The organism is Enterobacter sp. Ap-1006 (assembly GCF_011752835.1).
GTDB lineage: Bacteria > Pseudomonadota > Gammaproteobacteria > Enterobacterales > Enterobacteriaceae > Cedecea.
In genome coordinates this window covers 281,278-301,690 of record NZ_VWWU01000001.1, presented here as the reverse complement: position 1 = coordinate 301,690, position 20,413 = coordinate 281,278, and the positions used below count along the sequence as shown (strand labels likewise).

Genomic DNA, 20,413 nt, shown 5'->3' with positions numbered 1-20,413 from the left:
TTTGCGATGTTTACTGCTGAGCTTCACGCTCGCTGATGAAATCGAGCGCTTTATTAATGCGCGCCACGGAGCGCTGTTTGCCAATGGCATGCACCGTAACATCAAGGCCAGGAGACTGACCAGCCCCGGTCACGGCGACACGCAGTGGCATCCCCACTTTCCCCATCCCAACTTCCAGCTCATCAGCAGTAGCCTGTATAGCGTGATGAACGTTTTCTGCAGTCCAGTCGCTCAGCGCTGCCAGCTTGTCACGCACCACTTCCAGCGGCTGACGCGCTACCGGACGCAGGTGTTTCTTCGCCGCATCGGCATCAAACTCGCTGAAATCTTCGTAGAAGTAGCGGCAGGTCTGCGCCATCTCTTTCAGGGTTTTACAGCGTTCGCCCAGCAGTTTCACCAGCTCAGACAGCTGCGGGCCGTTACGGGTATCAATATTTTCCTGCTCGATGTGCCATTGCAGGTGCGTTGCCACGTACTCTGGCTCCAGCGTATTGATGTAATGGTGGTTCAGCCACTGCAGCTTTTCAGTATTGAAGGCGCTGGCAGACTTGCTTACCGCGTTCAGGCTGAACATCTCAATCATCTCTTCGCGGGAGAAGATTTCCTGGTCACCGTGGGACCAGCCCAGACGCACCAGATAATTGAGCAGCGCTTCCGGCAGGTAGCCGTCGTCGCGGTACTGCATCACACTCACCGCCCCGTGACGTTTAGACAGCTTTTTACCGTCGTCGCCGTTGATCATAGAAACGTGGGCATAAAGCGGAACCGGCGCGTTCAGCGCCTTCAGGATGTTGATCTGGCGCGGCGTGTTGTTGATATGGTCTTCACCACGGATCACGTGGGTGATCTCCATATCCCAGTCGTCCACCACTACGCAGAAGTTATAAGTTGGGGAGCCATCGGTACGGCGAATGATCAGATCGTCCAGTTCCTGGTTACTGAATTCGATCGGGCCACGGATCTGATCATCAAAGATGACGGAACCTTCCTGAGGGTTGGCAAAACGCACAACGCACGGTTCGTCATCAGCATGGTGCTCATGGCTATGGCGGCAGCGACCGTCATAACGAGGTTTCTCGTTATTGGCCATTTGCTCTTCACGCAATGCCTCAAGGCGCTCTTTAGAGCAATAGCACTTATACGCCGTGCCCGCAGCCAGCATTTCGTCGATGGCCTGGTTGTATCGATCAAAACGCTTGGTCTGATAGTACGGGCCCTCATCCCACTGCAGGCTCAGCCAGTTCATCCCGTCCATAATCGCTTCGATGGCTTCCGGAGTTGAACGCTCGAGGTCGGTGTCTTCTATACGCAGCACGAACTCGCCTTTGTTATGACGAGCAAACAGCCAGGAGTAGAGAGCAGTACGGGCACCGCCAACGTGCAGATAGCCTGTTGGGCTTGGCGCAAAGCGAGTTTTGATTTTCATTAAACGGCCTTAGTTACACATATTTGCCGGCAAAGCGGCAATTGCCAGGGAAAATTAACAGGCAACATTCTATCACTGTGCGCTAATTCCTCAATGTTGATGCCTGTAGATAGCGGTAAAGCAGAGAATTTGATGATAAATCAAACGCCAATGCCTGTTTCTTGATCGCATCGTTTAATTTTAAGACGAACGAATAAAAACTTTAGAAAATGCGTTGACTCATTTTCAACTGTCCCTATAATGCGACTCCACAAACCGGGGGTGATTAGCTCAGTTGGTAGAGCATCTCCTTTACACGGAGGGGGTCGGCGGTTCGAGCCCGTCATCACCCACCACTCTTTAGAGTGACCCGGAATGTGAAGTAAGAGATTTAGAGATGGGTGATTAGCTCAGTTGGTAGAGCATCTCCTTTACACGGAGGGGGTCGGCGGTTCGAGCCCGTCATCACCCACCATCTCCTCTTACGAAATTAGCAGTACCGAAGTTTGGGTGATTAGCTCAGTTGGTAGAGCACCTCCTTTACACGGAGGGGGTCGGCGGTTCGAGCCCGTCATCACCCACCATCGGGTCGTTAGCTCAGTTGGTAGAGCAGTTGACTTTTAATCAATTGGTCGCAGGTTCGAATCCTGCACGACCCACCAATGTAGAAAGGCGCCCTAAAGGCGCCTTTTTGCTATCTGCGGTATCTGAAAATCCCATCGTCAAAAAATTATCAACTTCCTCGCCGCCAGGCCGATAACTCCCTTACCATTCCATCAAAGGAGTTATGATGACTACAATATCCAGTAATGCTCTTCAGGGCTCTCAGCTGACCACCGGCACAGCTACCGGGTCCTCTTCTGCCTCCGGCGGCACTGATAACAGCACAGCCTCACAGATTGCCCAAATAAGCAAAAAAATTACCCAGCTGACGGAGAAACTGAGAGAAGTCTCCAGCACGCCGGATCGTCCAGCGGAAGAGAAAAAGAAACAGGTCGAGTTACTTCAGACCGAGATTAAAATGCTGCAGGCCCAGCTGGCGCAGCTTCAGCGCAAGCAGGCTGAAGAAGCCCAGCAGAAGCAGGAACAGCAGCAGATCAAGGCCACAGGCGTGAACAAACCTTCCGACGATCACCAGATTGATATTTATATCTAGTCGTCCATAAATAGCGGGTCGCCAATCCGGGCCAGGGTTAACAGCCTGGCCTGTTCCCGCACCTCCTGCCAGATAGCTTCCGCCGCACGGGAAAGCGATCGATTCTTTCGCCTGACCAGCATCAGCTGTCGGTTTATGACCGGCGTTAACCGCTTCACCACCAGCGGTCTCCCTTGTGGCAAAGGCAGCGCCAACGCGGGCAACACGCTTAAACCAATCCCAGCTTCTACCATCGGGTACAGCGTTGCTGGGTGCCCAATCTGCTGAACAACGTTCACCTCGATCCCCTGCCGGACAAAAGCCTCATCAATCAACGGGCGGCTGCCCGAGGCATAATCTTGCAGCACCAGCTTTTGCCCCTGTAGCGCCTGCCAGTCAACCTGTTCCACTTTAGCAAATGGATGATCGCTGCGGCACAGCAGCAGAAAAGGCTCAGCCAACACCGTTTCACACTCCAGATCGCTAGCCTGAACCGGATCGATTACTACGCCAAAATCAACTTCGCCCTGGCGGATACTCTGCAAAACCCACTGCTGGGAAGCATCATGCAGCATAAATCGAATATTCGGATAAGCCTCCGCACTGACAGCGATAGATTGCGGCATCAGGTGCGCGGATAGCGTCTGGCTGGCGGCCACGCGAACCGTACCGCTAAGCTGATGCCCAACCACGCGAGCATCCAGTAACGTTGTGGTCAGCTCTTCCAGCAGCCGCTCAAGGCGAGGAGCCAGCAACTCTCCCGCAGGCGTAAGCACCACTTCCCTGGTAGTACGGTCAAGCAGCTTCACGCCCAGCTCGGCTTCCAGCTCCTTCAGGCTGTGGCTTACGGCTGACTGGCTAAGACCAATACTCTCCCCTGCCCGACTGAAACTGCCGGCATGGGCTACGGCCACGAACACGCGAAGCTGACGCAGGGAATAATTCATCTATTTTCTTCATCAATGCATTTAATAAATCAATTTTATTTCTGAAATTAGCAGAAACACAATAGCGCCCTTCACCTTTGAGGAATGGCTATGAAATTGCTCCGCATTGTCGACCCCTTTACGTTAACGCTGGTTTGTACCGTCCTGCTGGCCTCTTTCTTCCCGGCACAAGGCAGTTTTGTCGGTTTCTTCGAGGGGCTGACCACCGCCGCCATCGCCTTATTGTTCTTTATGCATGGCGCCAAACTGTCTCGCGAGGCGGTGATCTCCGGCGGCAGCCACTGGCGGCTTCATCTGTGGGTGATGTGCAGCACATTCGTCCTGTTCCCGGTGCTTGCCGTGTTGTTTAGCTGGTGGAAACCGGTCAATGTCAGCCCCGAACTTTACAGCGGGTTCCTTTATCTTTGTATTTTGCCCGCCACGGTACAATCGGCCATCGCTTTTACCTCTATTGCCGGGGGCAACGTCGCGGCGGCTATTTGTTCAGCCTCGGCATCAAGCCTGCTGGGCATTTTTCTTTCGCCATTGCTGGTTGGCCTGGTGATGCACGTTCAGGGTGCAAGCGGCAGCCTGCATCAGGTGGGCAGCATTATGCTACAACTCCTGGTGCCGTTCGTGGCCGGGCATCTGATGCGGCCCTGGATTGGTGCCTGGGTGGCAAAAAACAAGAAATGGATCGGCAAAACTGACCAGACTTCGATTCTTCTGGTGGTCTATTCCGCCTTTAGTGAAGCCGTGACGCACGGCATCTGGCATAAGGTTGGCGCGGGTTCACTGCTGTTTATCGTGGCTTCCAGCCTCGTGCTGCTGGCCATTGTGATAGCGGTAAATATCTTTGTGGCGAGGCGCTTTGGCTTTAGCAAGGCGGATGAAATTACGATTGTTTTCTGCGGATCGAAAAAGAGCCTGGCCAACGGGATCCCGATGGCTAATATTCTATTTCCGGTTGCTGCCGTGGGAATGATGGTGCTGCCACTGATGATCTTCCATCAGATCCAGCTGATGATATGCGCCGGTATGGCCCGGCGTTACCAAAGAAAAGCGGCTGCAGCCGGTGAAACACAGGCCGCAGCCATCAGAACCTAGTGCCGCTTGAGGGGCCGGACCAGGTTGTCCAGCCCTTCCACTTTAATCAGCAGCGTCAGGGCCATCAGCTCACCGAGATGGCCCGCGGGGAATTCCCCTTTGCGGGAAAACCACAGCAAATACTCTTCCGGTAAATCAATCAGCATCCGGCCTTTGTATTTACCAAAGGGCATGGCCGTGTTGGCTATCTCAATAAGCTGTTCTTTGTCCATTTAGTCACCCAGCAAACGAATCATTTCCGCTTCGTCAATAACCTGAATGCCCAGCTCCTGCGCCTTGACAAGCTTGGAGCCGGCCGCTTCCCCGGCTATGACAAGATCGGTTTTTTTCGACACGCTTCCGGCCACTTTTGCACCGAGCGCGGTCAGCCGGTCTTTGGCTTCGTCACGGGAAAGAATGCTCAGCGAGCCGGTGAGCACCACGGTTTTCCCGGCAAACGGGCTGTCGATCTCTTCCGCTTTGACGACCACTGGCGCAGGCCAGTGAACCCCGGCCTCTTCGGTAAGCTGACGGATAACATCCCGGTTGCTCTCTTCGGCAAAGAAGTTAAAGGTATGCGTCGCCACAACAATGCCGACATCCGGCACTTTTTGCAGCTCCTCAATGCTGGCCGAGATAAGCGCATCCAGCGTGCCGAAGTGCGCGGCCAGCCCTGCGGCGGTGGCTTCTCCGACTTCACGAATACCTAAGGCATACAGGAAGCGAGCAAAAGTTGTCTCTTTGGCTTTTTCCAGCGCATCCACAACGTTTTGTGCCGATTTAGGCCCCATGCGATCCAGTCCGGTAAGCTTACCCGCCGTCAGCTTGAACAGATCGGCTGGCGTGTGAACGTACTCTTTCTCCACCAGTTGATCGATGATTTTGTCGCCCATACCGTCAACGTCCATCGCACGGCGGGACACAAAGTGCTTCAGCGCCTCTTTGCGTTGGGCGCCGCAGATCAGGCCCCCGGTACAGCGGGCCACGGCTTCGCCTTCCACACGCTCAACGTCTGAACCGCAAACCGGACACTGCGCAGGAAAGATAATTTCCTGGGTATCTTCCGGGCGTTCAGACTCCACCACGCCAACAACCTGCGGGATAACATCCCCGGCGCGACGGATCACAACTCTGTCACCAATGCGCAGGCCAAGACGCTCTATTTCATCGGCATTGTGCAACGTCGCGTTGCTCACCAGCACTCCGGCAACCTGCACCGGCTCCAGGCGAGCGACGGGCGTAATTGCGCCGGTACGCCCTACCTGGAACTCCACGTCTCGCACGGTGGTCATCTGTTCCTGCGCCGGAAACTTAAACGCAACGGCCCAGCGCGGCGCTCTCGCCACAAAGCCCAGCGTTTCCTGCAGCGCAAGCGAGTCAACTTTGATAACCACGCCGTCAATATCAAAGCCCAGCGTTGGGCGATCGGCCTCTACCTGATGATAAAACGCCAGCACTTCTTCCGGGGTGCTGCACAGACGGATGCGGTCGCTGACCGGCAGTCCCCAGGCCTTAAACTGTTGCAAACGCGCCATGTGGCTGGCTGGCAGCTCACCGCCTTCGAGCAGCCCAACACCGTAGCAGAAGAAGGTCAGCGGGCGTTTAGCGGTAATGCGCGGATCTAACTGGCGCAGCGAGCCTGCCGCCGCATTGCGAGGGTTGGCAAACACTTTCCCGCCAGTACGGCGAGCTTCTTCGTTGATTTTTTCGAATCCTGCCTGCGGCAAGAAAACTTCTCCACGCACCTCAAGGCGACGAGGAATATTGTCTCCGTGGAGTTTAAGCGGTATCGCACGAATGGTTCGGACGTTAGACGTGATATTTTCACCGGTTGTGCCGTCACCGCGTGTCGCGGCCCGCACAAGAACACCGTCTTCATACAGCAGGCTTACCGCCAGACCATCCAGTTTTAGTTCACAGCAAAACGTCAGAGCATCGCTGCTTTTCAGCCTGTCCAGCACGCGTTTGTTGAACGCCAGGTAGCTTGCTTCATCGAAAACGTTATCGAGGGACAGCATCGGCACTTCATGGCGTACCTGGGTGAACTCGCTCAGCGGCGCAGCACCGACTCGCTGGGTCGGTGAATCCTGGGTAATCAATTCCGGATGCGCTTCTTCAAGCGCACGGAGTTCGCGCATCAGCCTGTCGTATTCCGCATCGGGAATTTCGGGATTATCCTGCACATGGTACAGATATTCATGATGGCGAAGCGTGGTTCGCAGGTGGTTAAGTTGTTGTTCGATTGAGTCCATATCGCACCATCAATGATAAAAAACCCCCGACAGGCGGGGGTTTAGGGGGAAGATTCAGGCCGGGATTCAGGCGTTGGCTTCAACAACCTCGCGGATCCTGTCCTGGTACTCGCGCAGCTTTTGCGGAGTCATCATGCGACGCTGATCGTCGAGCACCACGCCACCGACTTCATCGGCGATGTGCTGCGCAGACTGCAGCATCAGCTTAAAGTTTTGCGCTGCATTGCCGTAGGACGGCACCTGCATAAAGATAGTCACGCCTGGCGTAGCGAAATCTGCCATGTTCTCAGGATCGAAAGACCCAGGTTTAACCATATTCGCCAGGCTAAACAGAACCGGACCGCTGCCATCAGGGCTAAGATGGCGGTGGAAAATATTCATTTCACCAAACTTGAAACCGGCCTGCTGAATGCTGTTCAACAGCAACTCGCCGTTTAACATCGTGCCAGCGTGGGCAGCGACGTTCATCACGATCACTGTCTCTTTTTTCACCGGTGCAGGCTGCGGCACTGGTTCAGCAGCCACAGGCTCTGGCGTTGGTTCCGCAGTGAGCTGTGGTGCAGGCTGAACGGGAGCGACCGGCTGTGGCTCAGGCACTGCCGCCGGTGCTGGCGCAGAAGGTGCGACAGGACGCACTGGTTCCACATGCTGAGGCGCGGGCTCAACGTGGTGCTGAGTAACCGGCTCAGGCTGTCGCGATTGCGGGGCAGGACGAGGTTCTGCTGACGCATACGGCGGCTCATAGTTGTGCTGAGGTGCCTGAGGCTGACGTGGCGCATTCGCTTCACGAGAGGCAGATTCCGGCACGGGCGCAGTACGACGCACGCGCACCTCACCGACGCCTTCTTCTTCCTCATCATCCTCTTCTTCGTATTCGTCACGCTTCGACTTCATACGTTTCAAAGGGCGATCGCGGAACACGGAAGAGCGTTCCTTACGACTGGTCCACAGACCGTGAACCAGTAAGGCTATTATGGCGATTGCGCCAACAATGATTAATATCAGACGCAAATCCTGCATCATTATATTCTCTGTTGTTCTAACACCTTGCCACCGCGGCAAACATTTACTCACTAAGAGTATTTGCCCATCTGCTCAAGTGCAAGTGCGAGCACGGTTTTCTCACCATAAAGATAGCGTAAGCGCACCTTTTAGCTGATTTTTCGACCAATTCCTGGCAAGTTTTTCTGAATGCAGTCAGTTATGATAGCGAAGCAGCTAACTGCATTGACCTGATAAGGAGTCTGCTCAGATTATGGTTTCATCTTCCGGAACCCCGCCGCGCAGTGGCGTGTATTATTTTTCCCAGGGCTGGAAACTGGTCCGCGAACCCGGCATCAAGCGTTTCGTCGTGCTTCCGCTGTTGGTCAATATCATCTTGCTTGGCGGCGCTTTTTGGTGGTTATTCGCGCGTCTTGATGTCTGGATCCCGTCGATGATGAGCCACGTGCCAGACTGGCTACAATGGCTAAGTTACGTACTCTGGCCACTGGTAACGCTCTCGGTGTTATTGGTGTTTGGTTACTTCTTTTCGACAATCGCAAACTTGATTGCCGCGCCGTTTAGCGGCCTGCTGGCAGAGCAGCTTGAAGCTCGCCTTACGGGCGCAACGCCGCCGGATACGGGCGTGCTCGATATAATGAAAGATCTGCCACGCATCATGAAGCGTGAGTGGCAAAAGCTAGCCTGGTATCTGCCGCGCGCGCTAGTCCTGCTTCTGCTCTACTTTATTCCCGGCATTGGCCAAACCGTCGCCCCGGTCTTGTGGTTCTTATTCAGCGCATGGATGTTGGCGATTCAATACTGCGACTACCCTTTTGATAACCATAAAGTGCCGTTCAAACAGATGCGAGTGGCGCTTCGCGAGCAAAAGGTCGTCAACATGCAGTTTGGCGCGCTGGTGAGCCTGTTCACGCTGATCCCGGTTCTGAACCTGTTTATCATGCCAGTTGCCGTCTGCGGCGCGACGGCCATGTGGGTGGACTGCTATCGGGCAAAACACGCCATGTGGAAATAATGTTCTCAGGAAGGGAAGCGGCTTATGCCATGGCTTATTCCATGTTGCATTGGCTTATTTCCCTTCCACATATAGATATGCTATTTCCTTACTTCCGCATATTTCCTGAGCGGGTATGCTGGACCGGTATCCCAAAATTCAGACAGTTAAGGACGAGCCATGAGCAAAATTTATGAAGACAACTCCCTGACAATCGGCCACACGCCGCTGGTTCGCCTGAACCGTATCGGCAACGGACGCATTCTGGCTAAGGTGGAGTCCCGTAACCCAAGCTTTAGCGTCAAATGCCGTATTGGTGCCAACATGATTTGGGATGCCGAAAAACGCGGCGTGCTGAAGCCTGGCGTGGAGTTAGTCGAACCTACCAGTGGCAACACCGGTATCGCTCTGGCCTATGTCGCGGCTGCGCGCGGCTACAAGCTGACGCTGACCATGCCGGAAACCATGAGTATCGAACGCCGTAAGCTGTTAAAAGCGCTGGGTGCAAACCTGGTGCTGACCGAAGGCGCTAAAGGCATGAAAGGTGCCATCCAGAAAGCCGAAGAAATCGTCGCCAGCGACCCGGCTAAATACTTACTGCTTCAGCAGTTCAGCAACCCGGCAAACCCGGAAATTCACGAAAAAACCACCGGCCCGGAAATCTGGGAAGATACCGATGGTGAAGTGGATGTGTTTATCGCCGGCGTCGGTACCGGCGGTACGCTGACGGGCGTCAGCCGCTACATCAAAAATACCAAAGGCAAAACCTCGCTCATTAGCGTGGCGGTAGAGCCAACGGATTCTCCGGTAATTACTCAAGCGCTGGCGGGTGAAGAACTGAAGCCTGGTCCGCATAAAATTCAGGGTATCGGGGCCGGATTTATCCCTGGTAACCTCGATCTGAAGCTTATCGACAAAGTGGTCACGATCAGCAACGACGACGCCATTGCGACCGCTCGCCGCCTGATGGATGAAGAAGGTATTCTCGCGGGTATCTCTTCCGGTGCCGCCGTGGCTGCCGCACTGAAACTTCAGGAAGACGAAGCCTTTACCAATAAGAATATTGTGGTTATCCTTCCGTCCTCCGGGGAGCGCTATTTGAGTACTGCTTTGTTTGCCGATCTGTTCACTGAGAAAGAACTGCAACAGTAATGCCAGTATTTGATATATGCTTAAAAAAGCACCCGTGAGGGTGCTTTTTTGTGGCCTGCATCAAACTTTCACCCTCATCGGCATTGCGCTTACCCCCGCAGGTCTGGTATTTAACCAGCAATTATTTTGATGCGCGAAATTAATCAAGCTGTGAGATGCGCCTGCTGAATCGATTTAACGATTTGGTGCCTATCTGGTTTTCACGGCATAATGATGAAGAATCTGTGAAACGCTGTTGGCGTTTTTTTCACGGTTCCCATGCATCCAGTGCCTCGTTCCTTTGACGATGGCGCTAACGATACAGGCTAAAGTGTGGCCGCCAGGCTAGACTTTAGTTCCACAACACTAAACCTATAAGTTGGGGAAATACAATGTTCCAGCAAGAAGTAACTATTACCGCTCCGAACGGTCTGCATACCCGCCCTGCTGCTCAGTTTGTTAAAGAAGCTAAAGGCTTCACTTCCGAAATCACTGTGACTTCCAACGGCAAAAGCGCCAGCGCCAAGAGCCTGTTCAAACTGCAAACTCTGGGCCTGACTCAGGGTACCGTAGTGACGCTCTCCGCCGAAGGTGAAGATGAGCAGAAAGCCGTTGAGCATTTAGTAAAACTGATGGCTGAACTCGAGTAAGTTCTGGGTTCTTCGTAAATATCAGTCACAAGTAAGGTAGGGTTATGATTTCAGGCATTTTAGCATCCCCGGGTATCGCTTTCGGCAAAGCACTTTTGCTGAAAGAAGATGAAATTGTCATCGACCGGAAGAAAATTTCTGCCGACAAAGTTGAGCAGGAAGTTGAACGTTTCCTCAGCGGACGCGCCAAAGCATCCGAGCAGTTAGAAGCGATCAAAATTAAAGCTGGCGAGACCTTCGGTGAAGAAAAGGAAGCTATCTTCGAAGGCCACATTATGTTGCTGGAAGACGAAGAGCTCGAGCAGGAAATCATAGCCCTTATCAAAGACAAGCTGGTCACGGCGGACGCTGCGGCGTACGAAGTGATTGAAGGCCAGGCAACGGCTCTGGAAGAGCTGGATGACGAATACCTGAAAGAACGTGCGGCTGACGTACGTGACATCGGTAAGCGTCTGCTGCAGAACATTCTCGGCCTGAACATTATCGATTTAAGCGCAATTAAGGATGAAGTTATCCTGGTTGCCAAAGATCTGACCCCGTCTGAAACCGCACAGCTGAACCTGAAAAAGGTGCTGGGTTTCATCACCGACATCGGCGGCCGTACCTCCCACACCTCCATCATGGCGCGCTCCCTTGAGCTGCCAGCGATTGTGGGCACCGGTAGCGTCACCTCCGACGTGAAAAACGACGACTATCTGATCCTCGACGCGGTTAACAACAAAGTTTACGTTAACCCAACCAACGAGCAGATCGAAGAGCTGCGCGCCGTTCAACAGCAGGTTGCCTCTGAAAAAGCAGAGCTGGCTAAGCTGAAAGACCTGCCAGCCATCACCCTCGACGGCCACCAGGTCGAAGTGTGTGCCAACATTGGTACCGTGCGTGACATCGACGGTGCTGAGCGTAACGGCGCTGAAGGTGTGGGTCTGTATCGTACCGAATTCCTGTTCATGGACCGTGACTCACTGCCAACCGAAGAAGAGCAGTTTGCCGCGTACAAAGCCGTGGCTGAAGCCTGTGGCTCTCAGGCGGTTATCGTCCGTACCATGGACATCGGCGGCGACAAAGAGCTGCCGTACATGAACTTCCCTAAAGAAGAGAACCCGTTCCTGGGCTGGCGTGCCATTCGTATCGCCATGGATCGCAAAGAGATCCTGCGTGACCAGGTTCGCGCTATTCTGCGTGCCTCTGCTTTTGGCAAGCTGCGCATTATGTTCCCGATGATCATCTCTGTTGAAGAAGTGCGTGCCCTGAGAAAAGAGATTGAGATCTTCAAGCAGGAACTGCGTGACGAAGGTAAAGCATTCGATGAATCTATCGAAATCGGCGTGATGGTCGAAACCCCTGCGGCCGCGACGATTGCTCGTCATCTGGCCAAAGAAGTCGACTTCTTCAGCATCGGCACCAACGATTTAACTCAGTACACCCTGGCAGTTGACCGCGGTAATGATATGATTTCACATCTTTACCAGCCGATGTCACCGTCCGTACTGACTCTGATTAAGCAAGTTATTGATGCTTCTCATGCAGAAGGTAAATGGACCGGTATGTGTGGTGAGCTTGCGGGCGACGAACGTGCTACACTTCTGTTGCTTGGGATGGGCCTGGACGAATTCAGTATGAGCGCCATTTCTATCCCACGTATCAAGAAGATTATTCGTAACACGAACTTCGAAGATGCGAAAGTGTTAGCAGAGCAGGCTCTTGCTCAACCGACAACGGACGAGTTAATGACGCTGGTTAACAAGTTCATTGAAGAAAAAACAATCTGCTAATTCACGAGATGCTGCCCAAATTACTGCTTAGGAGAGAAGGCTAATGGGGTTATTTAGTAAACTGTTCGGTGACAAAGGCAATAGCGACACCGGAACCATTGAGATCGTTGCTCCACTGTCTGGCGAAATCGTTAACATTGAAGACGTGCCGGACGTCGTGTTTGCTGAAAAAATCGTTGGTGATGGGATCGCTATCAAACCAACCGGCAACAAAATGGTTGCTCCGGTTGACGGCACCATCGGTAAAATCTTTGAAACCAACCATGCCTTCTCTATCGAATCCGATAGCGGCATTGAGCTGTTTGTTCACTTTGGTATCGACACCGTTGAGCTGAAAGGCGAAGGCTTTAAGCGCATCGCTGAAGAAGGCCAGCGCGTGAAGAAAGGCGACGTGGTTATTGAGTTCGACCTGCCGCTGCTGGAAGAGAAAGCCAAGTCTACCCTGACACCGGTTGTTATCTCCAACATGGACGAAATCAAAGAGCTGATCAAACTGACAGGTAGCGTGACCGTGGGCGAAACCCCGGTTATCCGCATCAAGAAGTAAGATTCATGCAGAGAAAAAGGCACCCTGGGGTGCCTTTTTTATTGGCTGCGATTCAGCGAGGAAGTATCAGTTCATCTGAGCGCTGCCCCTGAGTCCAGGTCATCACTTCAAACACCCGATGCGCGGCTTCTCCTGCGGCAACCGCCACCTGCTTGCCTGCAAGTATTCGGCTTACCAGCTCGGCGCAGAACAAATCCCCGGTGCCTTTCAGGTCGGTCACCACGCGAGCGTGGCTGGTCACATCGGCTTCATCAGCGGTCACCGTCACCACGGAAATAGTATCCGCGCAGTTCCCCGGCGCACTGGTTATTACCACCCAGCGCAGCGTTTCAGAGAGAAGACTTCTGGCCGCCATCACCGCCTGCTCCAGCGTATCGCAGGGCATTCCGGTCAGAATATGCAGTTCAAAGAGATTAGGCGTGATCCCCTGTGCATGAGGCAGCAGCGCCGTGCGATAAGCTTCAGGAATACCCGCCTTGACGTAAACACCGCTGTCGGTGTCCCCCATTACCGGATCGACAAGTATCAACAGCTCAGGATGGCTTTTGCGTCTTTGGCGCAGCCACTCCGCCAGCAGATGGATTTGCTCCGCACTGCCCATGTAACCCGTCGTCACGGCCTTCAGTTCGCGCAACGCATCCCGTTCTTCGAGTGCTCGCAGATAGCCGCTAAACCAGTCCGCCGGGATCACGCCGCCATAAAACGTATCGTAATGCGGCGTGTTGCTGAATAACACCGTTGGCACCGCCATCACCCGCCAGCCATGCTGCCGAATCGCCGGAACCGCGATACTGTTCCCGACGCTGCCGTAAACGACCTGAGATTGCACCGCCACAATATCGGCCTGCAGCGCCCGGCCTGCATCGTGGAACAGTACAGACTGTATATCGTTATCCTGACTCATATTTTCCCCTTGCCCGCCAGACAGCTAAGGTCTGAATTGCGAAGCGGCCATTATAGCCAGACCCGGGCGGTACAACCATGCTCAGAGCGCCCTCTTTATTCCGGCAATAGCAGAGATACAGCTACCATCCTTCAGATTTATCGAATGAACGATAAAAGTAATATTTTCTTTCAGCCGTTACACCTTGAAGATGTATCACCTGAATGATGAAGAAAACATTATTACCGATTAGTGCTGGATACCTGGAAATTAATAACCACCACTTAAACATTGCATCAACGAAATATCCATTACATTATGAGGATATATCTTCACCATCCTCTGTTTACATTGTCGACTCATGCCTGCCTTACAATTCCACAAGGTCAAACTCCATAAGTTCACCTATAACAAAAGTTCCCTCCGGAGAATAAACCTCACTCTGCATGAATATAAGGAAGCTATTATATGAAAGATATATCCAGAAGAAGCTTCATGGCCTTTGCCGCAGGCGGTACCGTCGTATTAGCCGCTGGGCAGGCCCATGCCCACGATGACAAAGTAAAATCCTACCCGGCAAGCGTGCGCGATCCGGGCCCTCACGACCCCATCCGGGAAGCTGAAAACCCTGACATTGTTAACCCGCCCGCTACCGACAGCGGCACGTTGCCGAACCTGCGCTACTCCTTCAGCGATGCCCATGTCAGAAAAGGCACCGGCGGCTGGACCCGACAAGTCACCAAGCGGGAGCTGGGGATTTCAACCACCATCGCCGGGGTGGATATGCGCCTTAATGCCGGAGGCATCCGCGAGCTTCACTGGCACAAAGAGGGTGAATGGGCCTACATGACCTACGGCAATGCGCGGGTAACGGCCTTCGATGCAAAAGGAGGCTGGTTTGTGGATGATATCGGCGTCGGTGATTTATGGTATTTCCCGCCCGGCATTCCTCACTCCATTCAGGGTATCGGGCCAGACGGCTGTGAATTTCTTTTGGCCTTCGACGACGGCGGATTTGATGAAGACAGTACGTTCCTGTTATCCGACTGGTTTAAACATATCCCTCCGGAGATATTAGCAAAAAACTTCCAGGTGCCCGTGTCTACATTTTCTAAACTGCCTTCACCTGCTGATGAATATATTTTCGCGGGTACAGTACCCGGTAGCCTTGCCTCAGACAGTATTAATGGCGCAGCTAAATCAGAGATTAATTTCACCCACCATATGCTGGCTCAGGATCCGATCAAAGCCCCTGGCGGCACCGTCAGAATAACGGATTCATCTAATTTCCCGGTGTCGAAGACTATTGCGGCAGCCCTGGTGGAAATAGAGCCCGGCGGGCTGAGAGAACTTCACTGGCACCCAAATAACGATGAATGGCAGTATTATCTTGAAGGGGAAGGCAGAATGGGCGTTTTCGCCTCTTCGGGCCAGGCCAGAACCTTCGATTACCGCGCCGGGGATGTCGGCTACGTTCCCTTTGCGATGGGGCATTATATCGAGAATACCGGCACCACAACCCTGCGTTTCCTGGAACTGTTTAAAAGTGACTATTACGCGGATATTTCGCTTAACCAGTGGCTGGCCAGCACGCCGCCTGAGCTGGTGAAACAGCATTTACAGCTTGACGATACCTTTATGAAGGCGTTGAACCTGCATAAAAACCCGGTTGTGAAGTAAGCCTGCTCTCAGGAAAAGATCGCCTCAGGCGACCTTTTCCTGGCTTACAGCGTCAGATGCCTGCGCCCTGAACGTAGCTCTCTTCCCCGAACACGCCGGTAGAAAGATAGCGATCGCCTCTGTCGCAAATAATAGCGACCACTACGGCCCCCGGATTTGCTTTGGCTACGCGCAACGCACCCGCCACTGCCCCGCCGGAACTTACGCCGCAGAAAATCCCCTCTTCCATCGCCAGGCGGCGCATCGTCTGCTCAGCTTCGGTCTGTGCCATGTCGATGACTTCATCCACCAGTGTCGGATTGAAAATTTTCGGCAACCACTCTTCTGGCCAGCGGCGGATCCCCGGGATGCTGCTGCCCTCTTCCGGCTGCAGCCCGACAATTCTCACCGGCTTGCTTTGCTCGCGCATAAAACGACTCACGCCGGTAATCGTGCCCGTCGTGCCCATGCTGGAGACAAAATGCGTGATTCGCCCTTCGGTTTGCCGCCAGATCTCCGGCCCGGTCGTCGTGTAATGCGCCAGCGGGTTATCCGGGTTATTAAACTGATCGAGGATCTTGCCTTCGCCACGGTCGGCCATTTGCTGAGCCAGCTCACGCGCGCCTTCCATGCCCTGAGCTTTACTGACCAGAATCAGCTCCGCGCCGTAAGCCTGCATCGCCGCCTTGCGCTCCATGCTCATGTTGTCCGGCATCAGCAGCTTAATACGGTAGCCTTTGAGCGCAGAGATCATCGCCAGCGCAATGCCGGTATTGCCGCTGGTTGCCTCAATCAGCGTATCGCCAGGTTGTATTTCCCCTCGCTTTTCCGCCTGAACAATCATCGACAGCGCCGCGCGATCTTTAACCGAACCTGCCGGGTTATTCCCTTCAAGTTTGACCCAAATCTCGCTGCCGTTCGTCAGCCCGCTGCGCTGCAGCCGGACCAGAGGAGTATTGCCAATAGTGCTTTCTAAAGTGATCACTTGCCTGCCCGCAATAAATGAAAAAGCGGCCTCGGTGGGCCGCTAGTGCGTGTCCTGTCGGGGTAAATTATCAGGCGGACTGCGCCAGGTCTACACCCTGAATACGGTTGGCACCTTCATACAGGCGCGCGTTTTGTAATCCCACAAACAGACGCTCACCGCGCTGCGGAATTTGCTGTTCCTTCAGAACCACCGTCAGCGGTTCGTCATACCAGCCCAGCGGCTGCACAACCAGCTGCATGTAATGCCCGCGAGGGCTGACTTCCAGCACCTGCACCGGCAGAGGTGAATCTAGATTCGTGCGGCGGCTGACGTCCACTTCCCACGGACGCAGGAACAAATCAACATCCCCCTGATGGGCCGGAGTGAACCCCAGCGGCCAACGATGCGCGCCGACGTGGAACTGGCTCCCACGGATCACGCCTTTCAGGCGGTTAACTTCGCCGAGGAACTCCAGCACGAAGCGGGTCGCGGGCTCACGCCAGACCTGCTCAGGCGTATCGACCTGCTCGATATTGCCCTGGCTCATCACCACCACGCGGTCGGCAACTTCCATCGCTTCTTCCTGATCGTGCGTCACAAACACGCTGGTGAACTTTAACTCTTCGTGCAGCTCGCGCAGCCAGCGGCGCAGCTCTTTACGAACCTGTGCGTCCAGAGCGCCAAACGGTTCATCCAGTAGCAGGATTTGCGGCTCCACCGCCAGCGCACGCGCCAGGGCAACGCGCTGCTTCTGCCCGCCGGACAACTGCGCCGGGTAGCGGTCGGCCAGATGGGAAAGCTGCACCATTTCCAGCAGTTTCGTCACTTTCTGTTTGATCGCAGAGGCGGAAGGCCGTTCGCGACGCGGCAGCACCGTTAAGCCAAAGGCGATATTGTCGAATACCGACATATGGCGGAACAGCGCATAGTGCTGAAACACAAAGCCGACTTTGCGATCGCGGGCATGCATCCGGCTGACGTCGGTGCCGTGGAAGCTGATGCGACCGCTGTTCTGGTGCTCCAGCCCGGCAATAATACGCAGCAGCGTAGTTTTACCAGAGCCGGACGGACCAAGCAGCGCCACCATCTGACCAGAAGGGATATCCAGCGAGATATCGTTCAGCACCTGGGTGCGTCCAAATGACTTCTTAATATTCGCAATATCAATGCTCATGATTTTCCTCCTGCTTCAGGCGTTTTTCCTGATTATTCAGACGCCACTGCACCGCACTCTTTAAGAACAAGGTCAGGACTGCCATCAGGGTCAACAACGCCGCGGCGGTAAACGAACCAACGGTGTTGTAATCCTGCTGCAGTAACTCAATCTGTAACGGCAGCGAGAACGTCTCGCCGCGAATCGAACCGGACACCACCGACACCGCGCCAAACTCGCCGATGGCGCGGGCATTGGTCAGCACCACGCCATAAAGCAGCGCCCAGCGAATATTGGGCAGCGTCACTCGGCGGAACATCTGCCAGCCGGAAGCGCCCAGTAAAATCGCGGCTTCATCTTCCTGGCTGCCCTGGCTTAGCATCACCGGCACCAGCTCACGCACCACAAACGGGCAGGTGACGAAGATAGTCACCAGCACCATGCCCGGCCAGGCAAACATGATTTGCAGGTTGTGGGCATCCAGGAACCCCGCCAGCGGGCCGTTAGAACCATAAAACAGCAGGTAAACCAGGCCTGCAACCACCGGGGAAACGGCAAACGGGATATCCAGCAGCGTCAGCAACAATTGGCGGCCAGGGAAGTTAAAACGCGTCACCAGCCAGGCCAGCAGCGTGCCGAACACCAGGTTTACCGGCACGGTAATCAGGGCAATCATCACCGTCAGCCAGATGGCGTGCAGCATGTCCGGGTTAGCGATATTTTGCAGCGCGGGCATCAGCCCTTTGGAAAAGGCTTCTACAAAAATAGACGCGACCGGCACCACCAGAATCAGGAAAGAGACGAGCACACCGATGGCGATCAGCGCCCATTTTCCCCAGTTAATGCGGGAGCGGGTATAGTTTTTCAAAGCAGTGACGTCCGTCATCAGTGACCTACCACGCGTCGACCAAAGCGACTCTGCAACGTGTTAATGGTGAACAGCAGCAGCAGCGATGCCGCCAGAATCACTGACGCAATGGCGCTGGCCGCCGGATAATCAAACTCCTGCAGGCGCACGAAGATCATCAGCGAGGTGACTTCCGTCTTCCAGGCGATGTTCCCGGCGATAAAGATAACCGCGCCAAACTCCCCCAGACTGCGGGTGAAGGAGAGCGCCACGCCCGCCATCAGCGCCGGAGAAAGCTCCGGCAGCACCACGCGGCGGAAGCTCTGCCAGCGAGTCGCGCCGAGCGTTTCAGCGGCTTCTTCGTATTCTGGCCCCAGTTCTTCCAGCACGGGCTGAACAGTGCGCACCACAAACGGAATGCTGGTAAACGCCATCGCGACGGCAATCCCCAGCCAGGTGTAAGTCACCTTAATGCCAAACTGCGCCAGCCACTCGCCGTACCAGCCGTTGACAGAAAACAGCCCGGCGAGGGTTAAACCCGCTACCGCAGTGGGCAGCGCAAAGGGTAAATCCATCAGCGCATCTAGCAGGCTGCGCCCCGGAAACTGATAACGCGTCAGGATCCACGCCATTAACAGGCCGAACACGCCGTTAAACACGGAAGCCAGCGCGGCGGAAAGCAGCGTGACTTTATAGGCAGCTACCACCTGCGGGTTGGTAATCACGTCCCAGTACTGGGAGAACGACATTTGTGCCAGCTGCATCACCAGCGCGCTCAGCGGCAGCAGCAGGATCAGGCAAACAAACAGCAGGCTGGTGCCGAGGCTTAGCGTAAACCCCGGTAATACGCGTTTTGAACGGCTGGCAAACATCAACTACGCCCCGCCGCTAACAGCTTGTCCAGCTCCCCGCCGGTGGCAAAATGCGTTTTCATCACTGCCGGCCAGCCGCCGAACGCATCTTCCACGCGGAACAGCTCGGTCTGTGGGAATTTATCTTTCAGCTTATCCATTACCTGCGGGTTATTCACGCGGTAGTAGTAATCGGTAATGATGGTCTGCGCCTGAGGGCTATAGAGATAGTTCAGGTAGGCTTTGGCCGCTTTTTCCGTGCCGTTGGCCTTCACGTTTTTATCCACCCAGGCAACCGGGAACTCGGCCAGAATGTTGACCTTCGGCACTACGACTTCATAACCGTCTTTGGCGTACTGGTTGCGGATATTGTTCACTTCTGATTCAAAAGAGATCAACACGTCGCCCAGCCCACGCTCGACAAAGGAGGTTGTCGCCCCGCGGCCGCCGGTATCAAACACTTCGACGTTTTTCAGGAATTGCGTCATGTACTGCTCGGTTTTGGCTTTATCGCCGCCGTCAGCTTTGTCTGCCGCACCCCAGGCTGCAAGATAGGTATAACGAGCGTTACCAGAAGTTTTCGGATTCGGGAAAATGAGCTTCACGTCCGGGCGCACAAGATCGCTCCAGTCGTGGATGTTCTTCGGGTTGCCCTTGCGCACCAGGAAAGCCATGGTGGAGTAGAAAGGCGAGCTGTTGTTCCCCAGACGGCTCTGCCAGTCCGCAGGGATCAGGTTGCCTTTGTCGTGCAGGATCTGCACATCGGTCACCTGGTTATAAGTTACAACGTCAGCTTTTAAGCCCTGCAAAATGGCCAGCGCCTGTTTTGATGACCCGGCATGAGATTGTTTTATCGTCAGCTTGTCGCCGTTATTCTCCTGCGCCCACTGTTTTTCAAACGGCGGGTTAAGCGCGGCAAACAGCTCGCGGGACACATCATAAGAGCTATTCAGCAGCTCGGTTGCATGGGCAGAGCCTGCCAGCAGCAAAGAGACAGCGAGCGCGTTCCATACTTTTTTAACTGACCTGATTGCCATGCTTCGCCCTTATAAATGTGATGAATGCCATAAAGTCATGACAGTCAGTGTATTTATAACGAGCGATAAAGCTGTAACGCTTTTATATACCGTTTGGCGATTTACAAGAAGAAAGG

The 20,413-nt window shown here is 54.3% G+C and carries 19 protein-coding genes and 4 tRNA genes; 12 read left to right on the top strand and 11 right to left on the bottom strand.

Annotated features, from left to right (window positions below; all coding sequences use genetic code 11):
- Nucleotides 1–10 precede the first annotated feature (10 nt).
- Nucleotides 11–1,426, bottom strand: a complete 1,416-nt coding sequence (gltX, locus tag F3J28_RS01395; protein ID WP_008459604.1) for a glutamate--tRNA ligase — start codon at nucleotides 1,424–1,426, stop codon at nucleotides 11–13.
- 259 nt (nucleotides 1,427–1,685) lie between these two features.
- Here gltX and F3J28_RS01390 point away from each other — a divergent pair.
- From F3J28_RS01390 to F3J28_RS01370, 5 genes are all read left to right on the top strand, one after another.
- Nucleotides 1,686–1,761, top strand: a tRNA-Val gene (locus F3J28_RS01390).
- Between the two features lie 43 nt (nucleotides 1,762–1,804).
- Nucleotides 1,805–1,880 (top strand) — tRNA-Val (locus tag F3J28_RS01385).
- A gap of 33 nt (nucleotides 1,881–1,913) precedes the next feature.
- Nucleotides 1,914–1,989 (top strand) — tRNA-Val (locus F3J28_RS01380).
- A 2-nt stretch (nucleotides 1,990–1,991) separates the two neighbouring features.
- A tRNA-Lys gene (locus tag F3J28_RS01375) sits at nucleotides 1,992–2,067 on the top strand.
- Between the two features lie 128 nt (nucleotides 2,068–2,195).
- The gene (locus F3J28_RS01370; protein ID WP_008459602.1) at nucleotides 2,196–2,561 is read left to right on the top strand and encodes a FlxA-like family protein; all 366 of its coding nucleotides are present in this window, start codon (nucleotides 2,196–2,198) and stop codon (nucleotides 2,559–2,561) included.
- Here the strand turns inward: F3J28_RS01370 and F3J28_RS01365 are convergent.
- Complete coding sequence (locus tag F3J28_RS01365; RefSeq protein ID WP_166872008.1) at nucleotides 2,558–3,487, bottom strand: LysR family transcriptional regulator; 930 nt, start codon at nucleotides 3,485–3,487, stop codon at nucleotides 2,558–2,560. The genes F3J28_RS01370 and F3J28_RS01365 overlap by 4 nt on opposite strands.
- A 90-nt stretch (nucleotides 3,488–3,577) precedes the next feature.
- Between F3J28_RS01365 and F3J28_RS01360 the strand changes: the two genes are divergently transcribed.
- A complete protein-coding gene (locus F3J28_RS01360; protein ID WP_166872005.1) occupies nucleotides 3,578–4,573 on the top strand; it encodes a bile acid:sodium symporter family protein in 996 nt (331 codons plus the stop codon).
- Here the strand turns inward: F3J28_RS01360 and F3J28_RS01355 are convergent.
- The 3 genes from F3J28_RS01355 to zipA form a co-directional block, all read right to left on the bottom strand.
- Nucleotides 4,570–4,785 carry a DUF3820 family protein gene (locus F3J28_RS01355; protein WP_039295779.1) on the bottom strand — a complete coding sequence of 72 codons (216 nt, stop codon included), beginning with the start codon at nucleotides 4,783–4,785 and terminating at the stop codon, nucleotides 4,570–4,572. The two genes, F3J28_RS01360 and F3J28_RS01355, sit on opposite strands and share 4 nt — an antisense overlap.
- Nucleotides 4,786–6,804: an NAD-dependent DNA ligase LigA gene (gene ligA / locus F3J28_RS01350; protein WP_166872002.1), complete on the bottom strand. Its 2,019-nt coding sequence runs from the start codon at nucleotides 6,802–6,804 to the stop codon at nucleotides 4,786–4,788.
- 66 nt (nucleotides 6,805–6,870) lie between these two features.
- Complete coding sequence (zipA, locus tag F3J28_RS01345; protein WP_205247059.1) at nucleotides 6,871–7,827, bottom strand: cell division protein ZipA; 957 nt, start codon at nucleotides 7,825–7,827, stop codon at nucleotides 6,871–6,873.
- Nucleotides 7,828–8,059: 232 nt separating this feature from the next.
- Here zipA and cysZ point away from each other — a divergent pair, with 232 nt between their 5' ends.
- From cysZ to crr, 5 genes are all read left to right on the top strand, one after another.
- Nucleotides 8,060–8,821 (top strand): sulfate transporter CysZ, encoded by a 762-nt coding sequence (gene cysZ, locus F3J28_RS01340; protein WP_166871996.1) that lies wholly within the window; start codon nucleotides 8,060–8,062, stop codon nucleotides 8,819–8,821.
- Nucleotides 8,822–8,980: 159 nt separating this feature from the next.
- Complete coding sequence (gene cysK / locus F3J28_RS01335; RefSeq protein ID WP_008459590.1) at nucleotides 8,981–9,952, top strand: cysteine synthase A; 972 nt, start codon at nucleotides 8,981–8,983, stop codon at nucleotides 9,950–9,952.
- A 371-nt stretch (nucleotides 9,953–10,323) separates the two neighbouring features.
- Nucleotides 10,324–10,581, top strand: coding sequence for a phosphocarrier protein Hpr (gene ptsH, locus F3J28_RS01330; protein WP_002913505.1), 258 nt, complete (start codon nucleotides 10,324–10,326; stop codon nucleotides 10,579–10,581).
- Nucleotides 10,582–10,625: 44 nt separating this feature from the next.
- On the top strand, nucleotides 10,626–12,353 hold the full coding sequence (gene ptsI, locus F3J28_RS01325) for a phosphoenolpyruvate-protein phosphotransferase PtsI (protein WP_045783391.1): 1,728 nt from the start codon (nucleotides 10,626–10,628) through the stop codon (nucleotides 12,351–12,353).
- Nucleotides 12,354–12,396: 43 nt separating this feature from the next.
- The gene (crr, locus tag F3J28_RS01320) at nucleotides 12,397–12,900 is read left to right on the top strand and encodes a PTS glucose transporter subunit IIA (protein ID WP_008459580.1); all 504 of its coding nucleotides are present in this window, start codon (nucleotides 12,397–12,399) and stop codon (nucleotides 12,898–12,900) included.
- A 52-nt stretch (nucleotides 12,901–12,952) separates the two neighbouring features.
- Here the strand turns inward: crr and pdxK are convergent, their stop codons facing one another.
- Nucleotides 12,953–13,804 (bottom strand): pyridoxine/pyridoxal/pyridoxamine kinase, encoded by an 852-nt coding sequence (pdxK, locus tag F3J28_RS01315; RefSeq protein ID WP_166871993.1) that lies wholly within the window; start codon nucleotides 13,802–13,804, stop codon nucleotides 12,953–12,955.
- 447 nt (nucleotides 13,805–14,251) lie between these two features.
- Here pdxK and F3J28_RS01310 point away from each other — a divergent pair, with 447 nt between their 5' ends.
- Complete coding sequence (locus F3J28_RS01310) at nucleotides 14,252–15,463, top strand: oxalate decarboxylase family bicupin (RefSeq protein WP_039305338.1); 1,212 nt, start codon at nucleotides 14,252–14,254, stop codon at nucleotides 15,461–15,463.
- 52 nt (nucleotides 15,464–15,515) lie between these two features.
- Here F3J28_RS01310 and cysM read toward each other — a convergent pair whose 3' ends face one another.
- The 5 genes from cysM to F3J28_RS01285 all read right to left on the bottom strand — a co-directional run bounded on the left by cysM (nucleotide 15,516) and on the right by F3J28_RS01285 (nucleotide 20,297).
- On the bottom strand, nucleotides 15,516–16,427 hold the full coding sequence (cysM, locus tag F3J28_RS01305; RefSeq protein ID WP_039295805.1) for a cysteine synthase CysM: 912 nt from the start codon (nucleotides 16,425–16,427) through the stop codon (nucleotides 15,516–15,518).
- Between the two features lie 70 nt (nucleotides 16,428–16,497).
- Nucleotides 16,498–17,583, bottom strand: a complete 1,086-nt coding sequence (gene cysA, locus F3J28_RS01300) for a sulfate/thiosulfate ABC transporter ATP-binding protein CysA (protein WP_008459576.1) — start codon at nucleotides 17,581–17,583, stop codon at nucleotides 16,498–16,500.
- Nucleotides 17,573–18,448, bottom strand: a complete 876-nt coding sequence (cysW, locus tag F3J28_RS01295) for a sulfate/thiosulfate ABC transporter permease CysW (RefSeq protein ID WP_008459574.1) — start codon at nucleotides 18,446–18,448, stop codon at nucleotides 17,573–17,575. The genes cysA and cysW overlap by 11 nt, the downstream gene beginning before the upstream one ends.
- Complete coding sequence (cysT, locus tag F3J28_RS01290; RefSeq protein WP_008459572.1) at nucleotides 18,448–19,281, bottom strand: sulfate/thiosulfate ABC transporter permease CysT; 834 nt, start codon at nucleotides 19,279–19,281, stop codon at nucleotides 18,448–18,450. The genes cysW and cysT overlap by 1 nt, the downstream gene beginning before the upstream one ends.
- Entirely contained in the window at nucleotides 19,281–20,297 is a 1,017-nt protein-coding gene (locus tag F3J28_RS01285; protein WP_166871990.1) for a sulfate ABC transporter substrate-binding protein, read from the bottom strand. The genes cysT and F3J28_RS01285 overlap by 1 nt, the downstream gene beginning before the upstream one ends.
- Between the last annotated feature and the right edge of the window lie 116 nt (nucleotides 20,298–20,413).

What these genes read in the sequence shown, in the direction of transcription:
- cysK (WP_008459590.1), top strand. Translation starts at nt 8,981, where the DNA reads ATGAGCAAAATTTATGAAGACAACTCCCTGACAATCGGCCACACGCCG.
- F3J28_RS01360 (WP_166872005.1), top strand. Translation starts at nt 3,578, where the DNA reads ATGAAATTGCTCCGCATTGTCGACCCCTTTACGTTAACGCTGGTTTGT.
- F3J28_RS01355 (WP_039295779.1), bottom strand. Translation starts at nt 4,785, where the DNA reads ATGGACAAAGAACAGCTTATTGAGATAGCCAACACGGCCATGCCCTTT.
- F3J28_RS01285 (WP_166871990.1), bottom strand. Translation starts at nt 20,297, where the DNA reads ATGGCAATCAGGTCAGTTAAAAAAGTATGGAACGCGCTCGCTGTCTCT.
- F3J28_RS01370 (WP_008459602.1), top strand. Translation starts at nt 2,196, where the DNA reads ATGACTACAATATCCAGTAATGCTCTTCAGGGCTCTCAGCTGACCACC.
- cysZ (WP_166871996.1), top strand. Translation starts at nt 8,060, where the DNA reads ATGGTTTCATCTTCCGGAACCCCGCCGCGCAGTGGCGTGTATTATTTT.
- crr (WP_008459580.1), top strand. Translation starts at nt 12,397, where the DNA reads ATGGGGTTATTTAGTAAACTGTTCGGTGACAAAGGCAATAGCGACACC.
- F3J28_RS01310 (WP_039305338.1), top strand. Translation starts at nt 14,252, where the DNA reads ATGAAAGATATATCCAGAAGAAGCTTCATGGCCTTTGCCGCAGGCGGT.
- gltX (WP_008459604.1), bottom strand. Translation starts at nt 1,426, where the DNA reads ATGAAAATCAAAACTCGCTTTGCGCCAAGCCCAACAGGCTATCTGCAC.
- F3J28_RS01365 (WP_166872008.1), bottom strand. Translation starts at nt 3,487, where the DNA reads ATGAATTATTCCCTGCGTCAGCTTCGCGTGTTCGTGGCCGTAGCCCAT.
- pdxK (WP_166871993.1), bottom strand. Translation starts at nt 13,804, where the DNA reads ATGAGTCAGGATAACGATATACAGTCTGTACTGTTCCACGATGCAGGC.
- ptsI (WP_045783391.1), top strand. Translation starts at nt 10,626, where the DNA reads ATGATTTCAGGCATTTTAGCATCCCCGGGTATCGCTTTCGGCAAAGCA.
- ptsH (WP_002913505.1), top strand. Translation starts at nt 10,324, where the DNA reads ATGTTCCAGCAAGAAGTAACTATTACCGCTCCGAACGGTCTGCATACC.
- cysA (WP_008459576.1), bottom strand. Translation starts at nt 17,583, where the DNA reads ATGAGCATTGATATTGCGAATATTAAGAAGTCATTTGGACGCACCCAG.
- cysT (WP_008459572.1), bottom strand. Translation starts at nt 19,281, where the DNA reads ATGTTTGCCAGCCGTTCAAAACGCGTATTACCGGGGTTTACGCTAAGC.
- zipA (WP_205247059.1), bottom strand. Translation starts at nt 7,827, where the DNA reads ATGATGCAGGATTTGCGTCTGATATTAATCATTGTTGGCGCAATCGCC.
- ligA (WP_166872002.1), bottom strand. Translation starts at nt 6,804, where the DNA reads ATGGACTCAATCGAACAACAACTTAACCACCTGCGAACCACGCTTCGC.
- cysW (WP_008459574.1), bottom strand. Translation starts at nt 18,448, where the DNA reads ATGACGGACGTCACTGCTTTGAAAAACTATACCCGCTCCCGCATTAAC.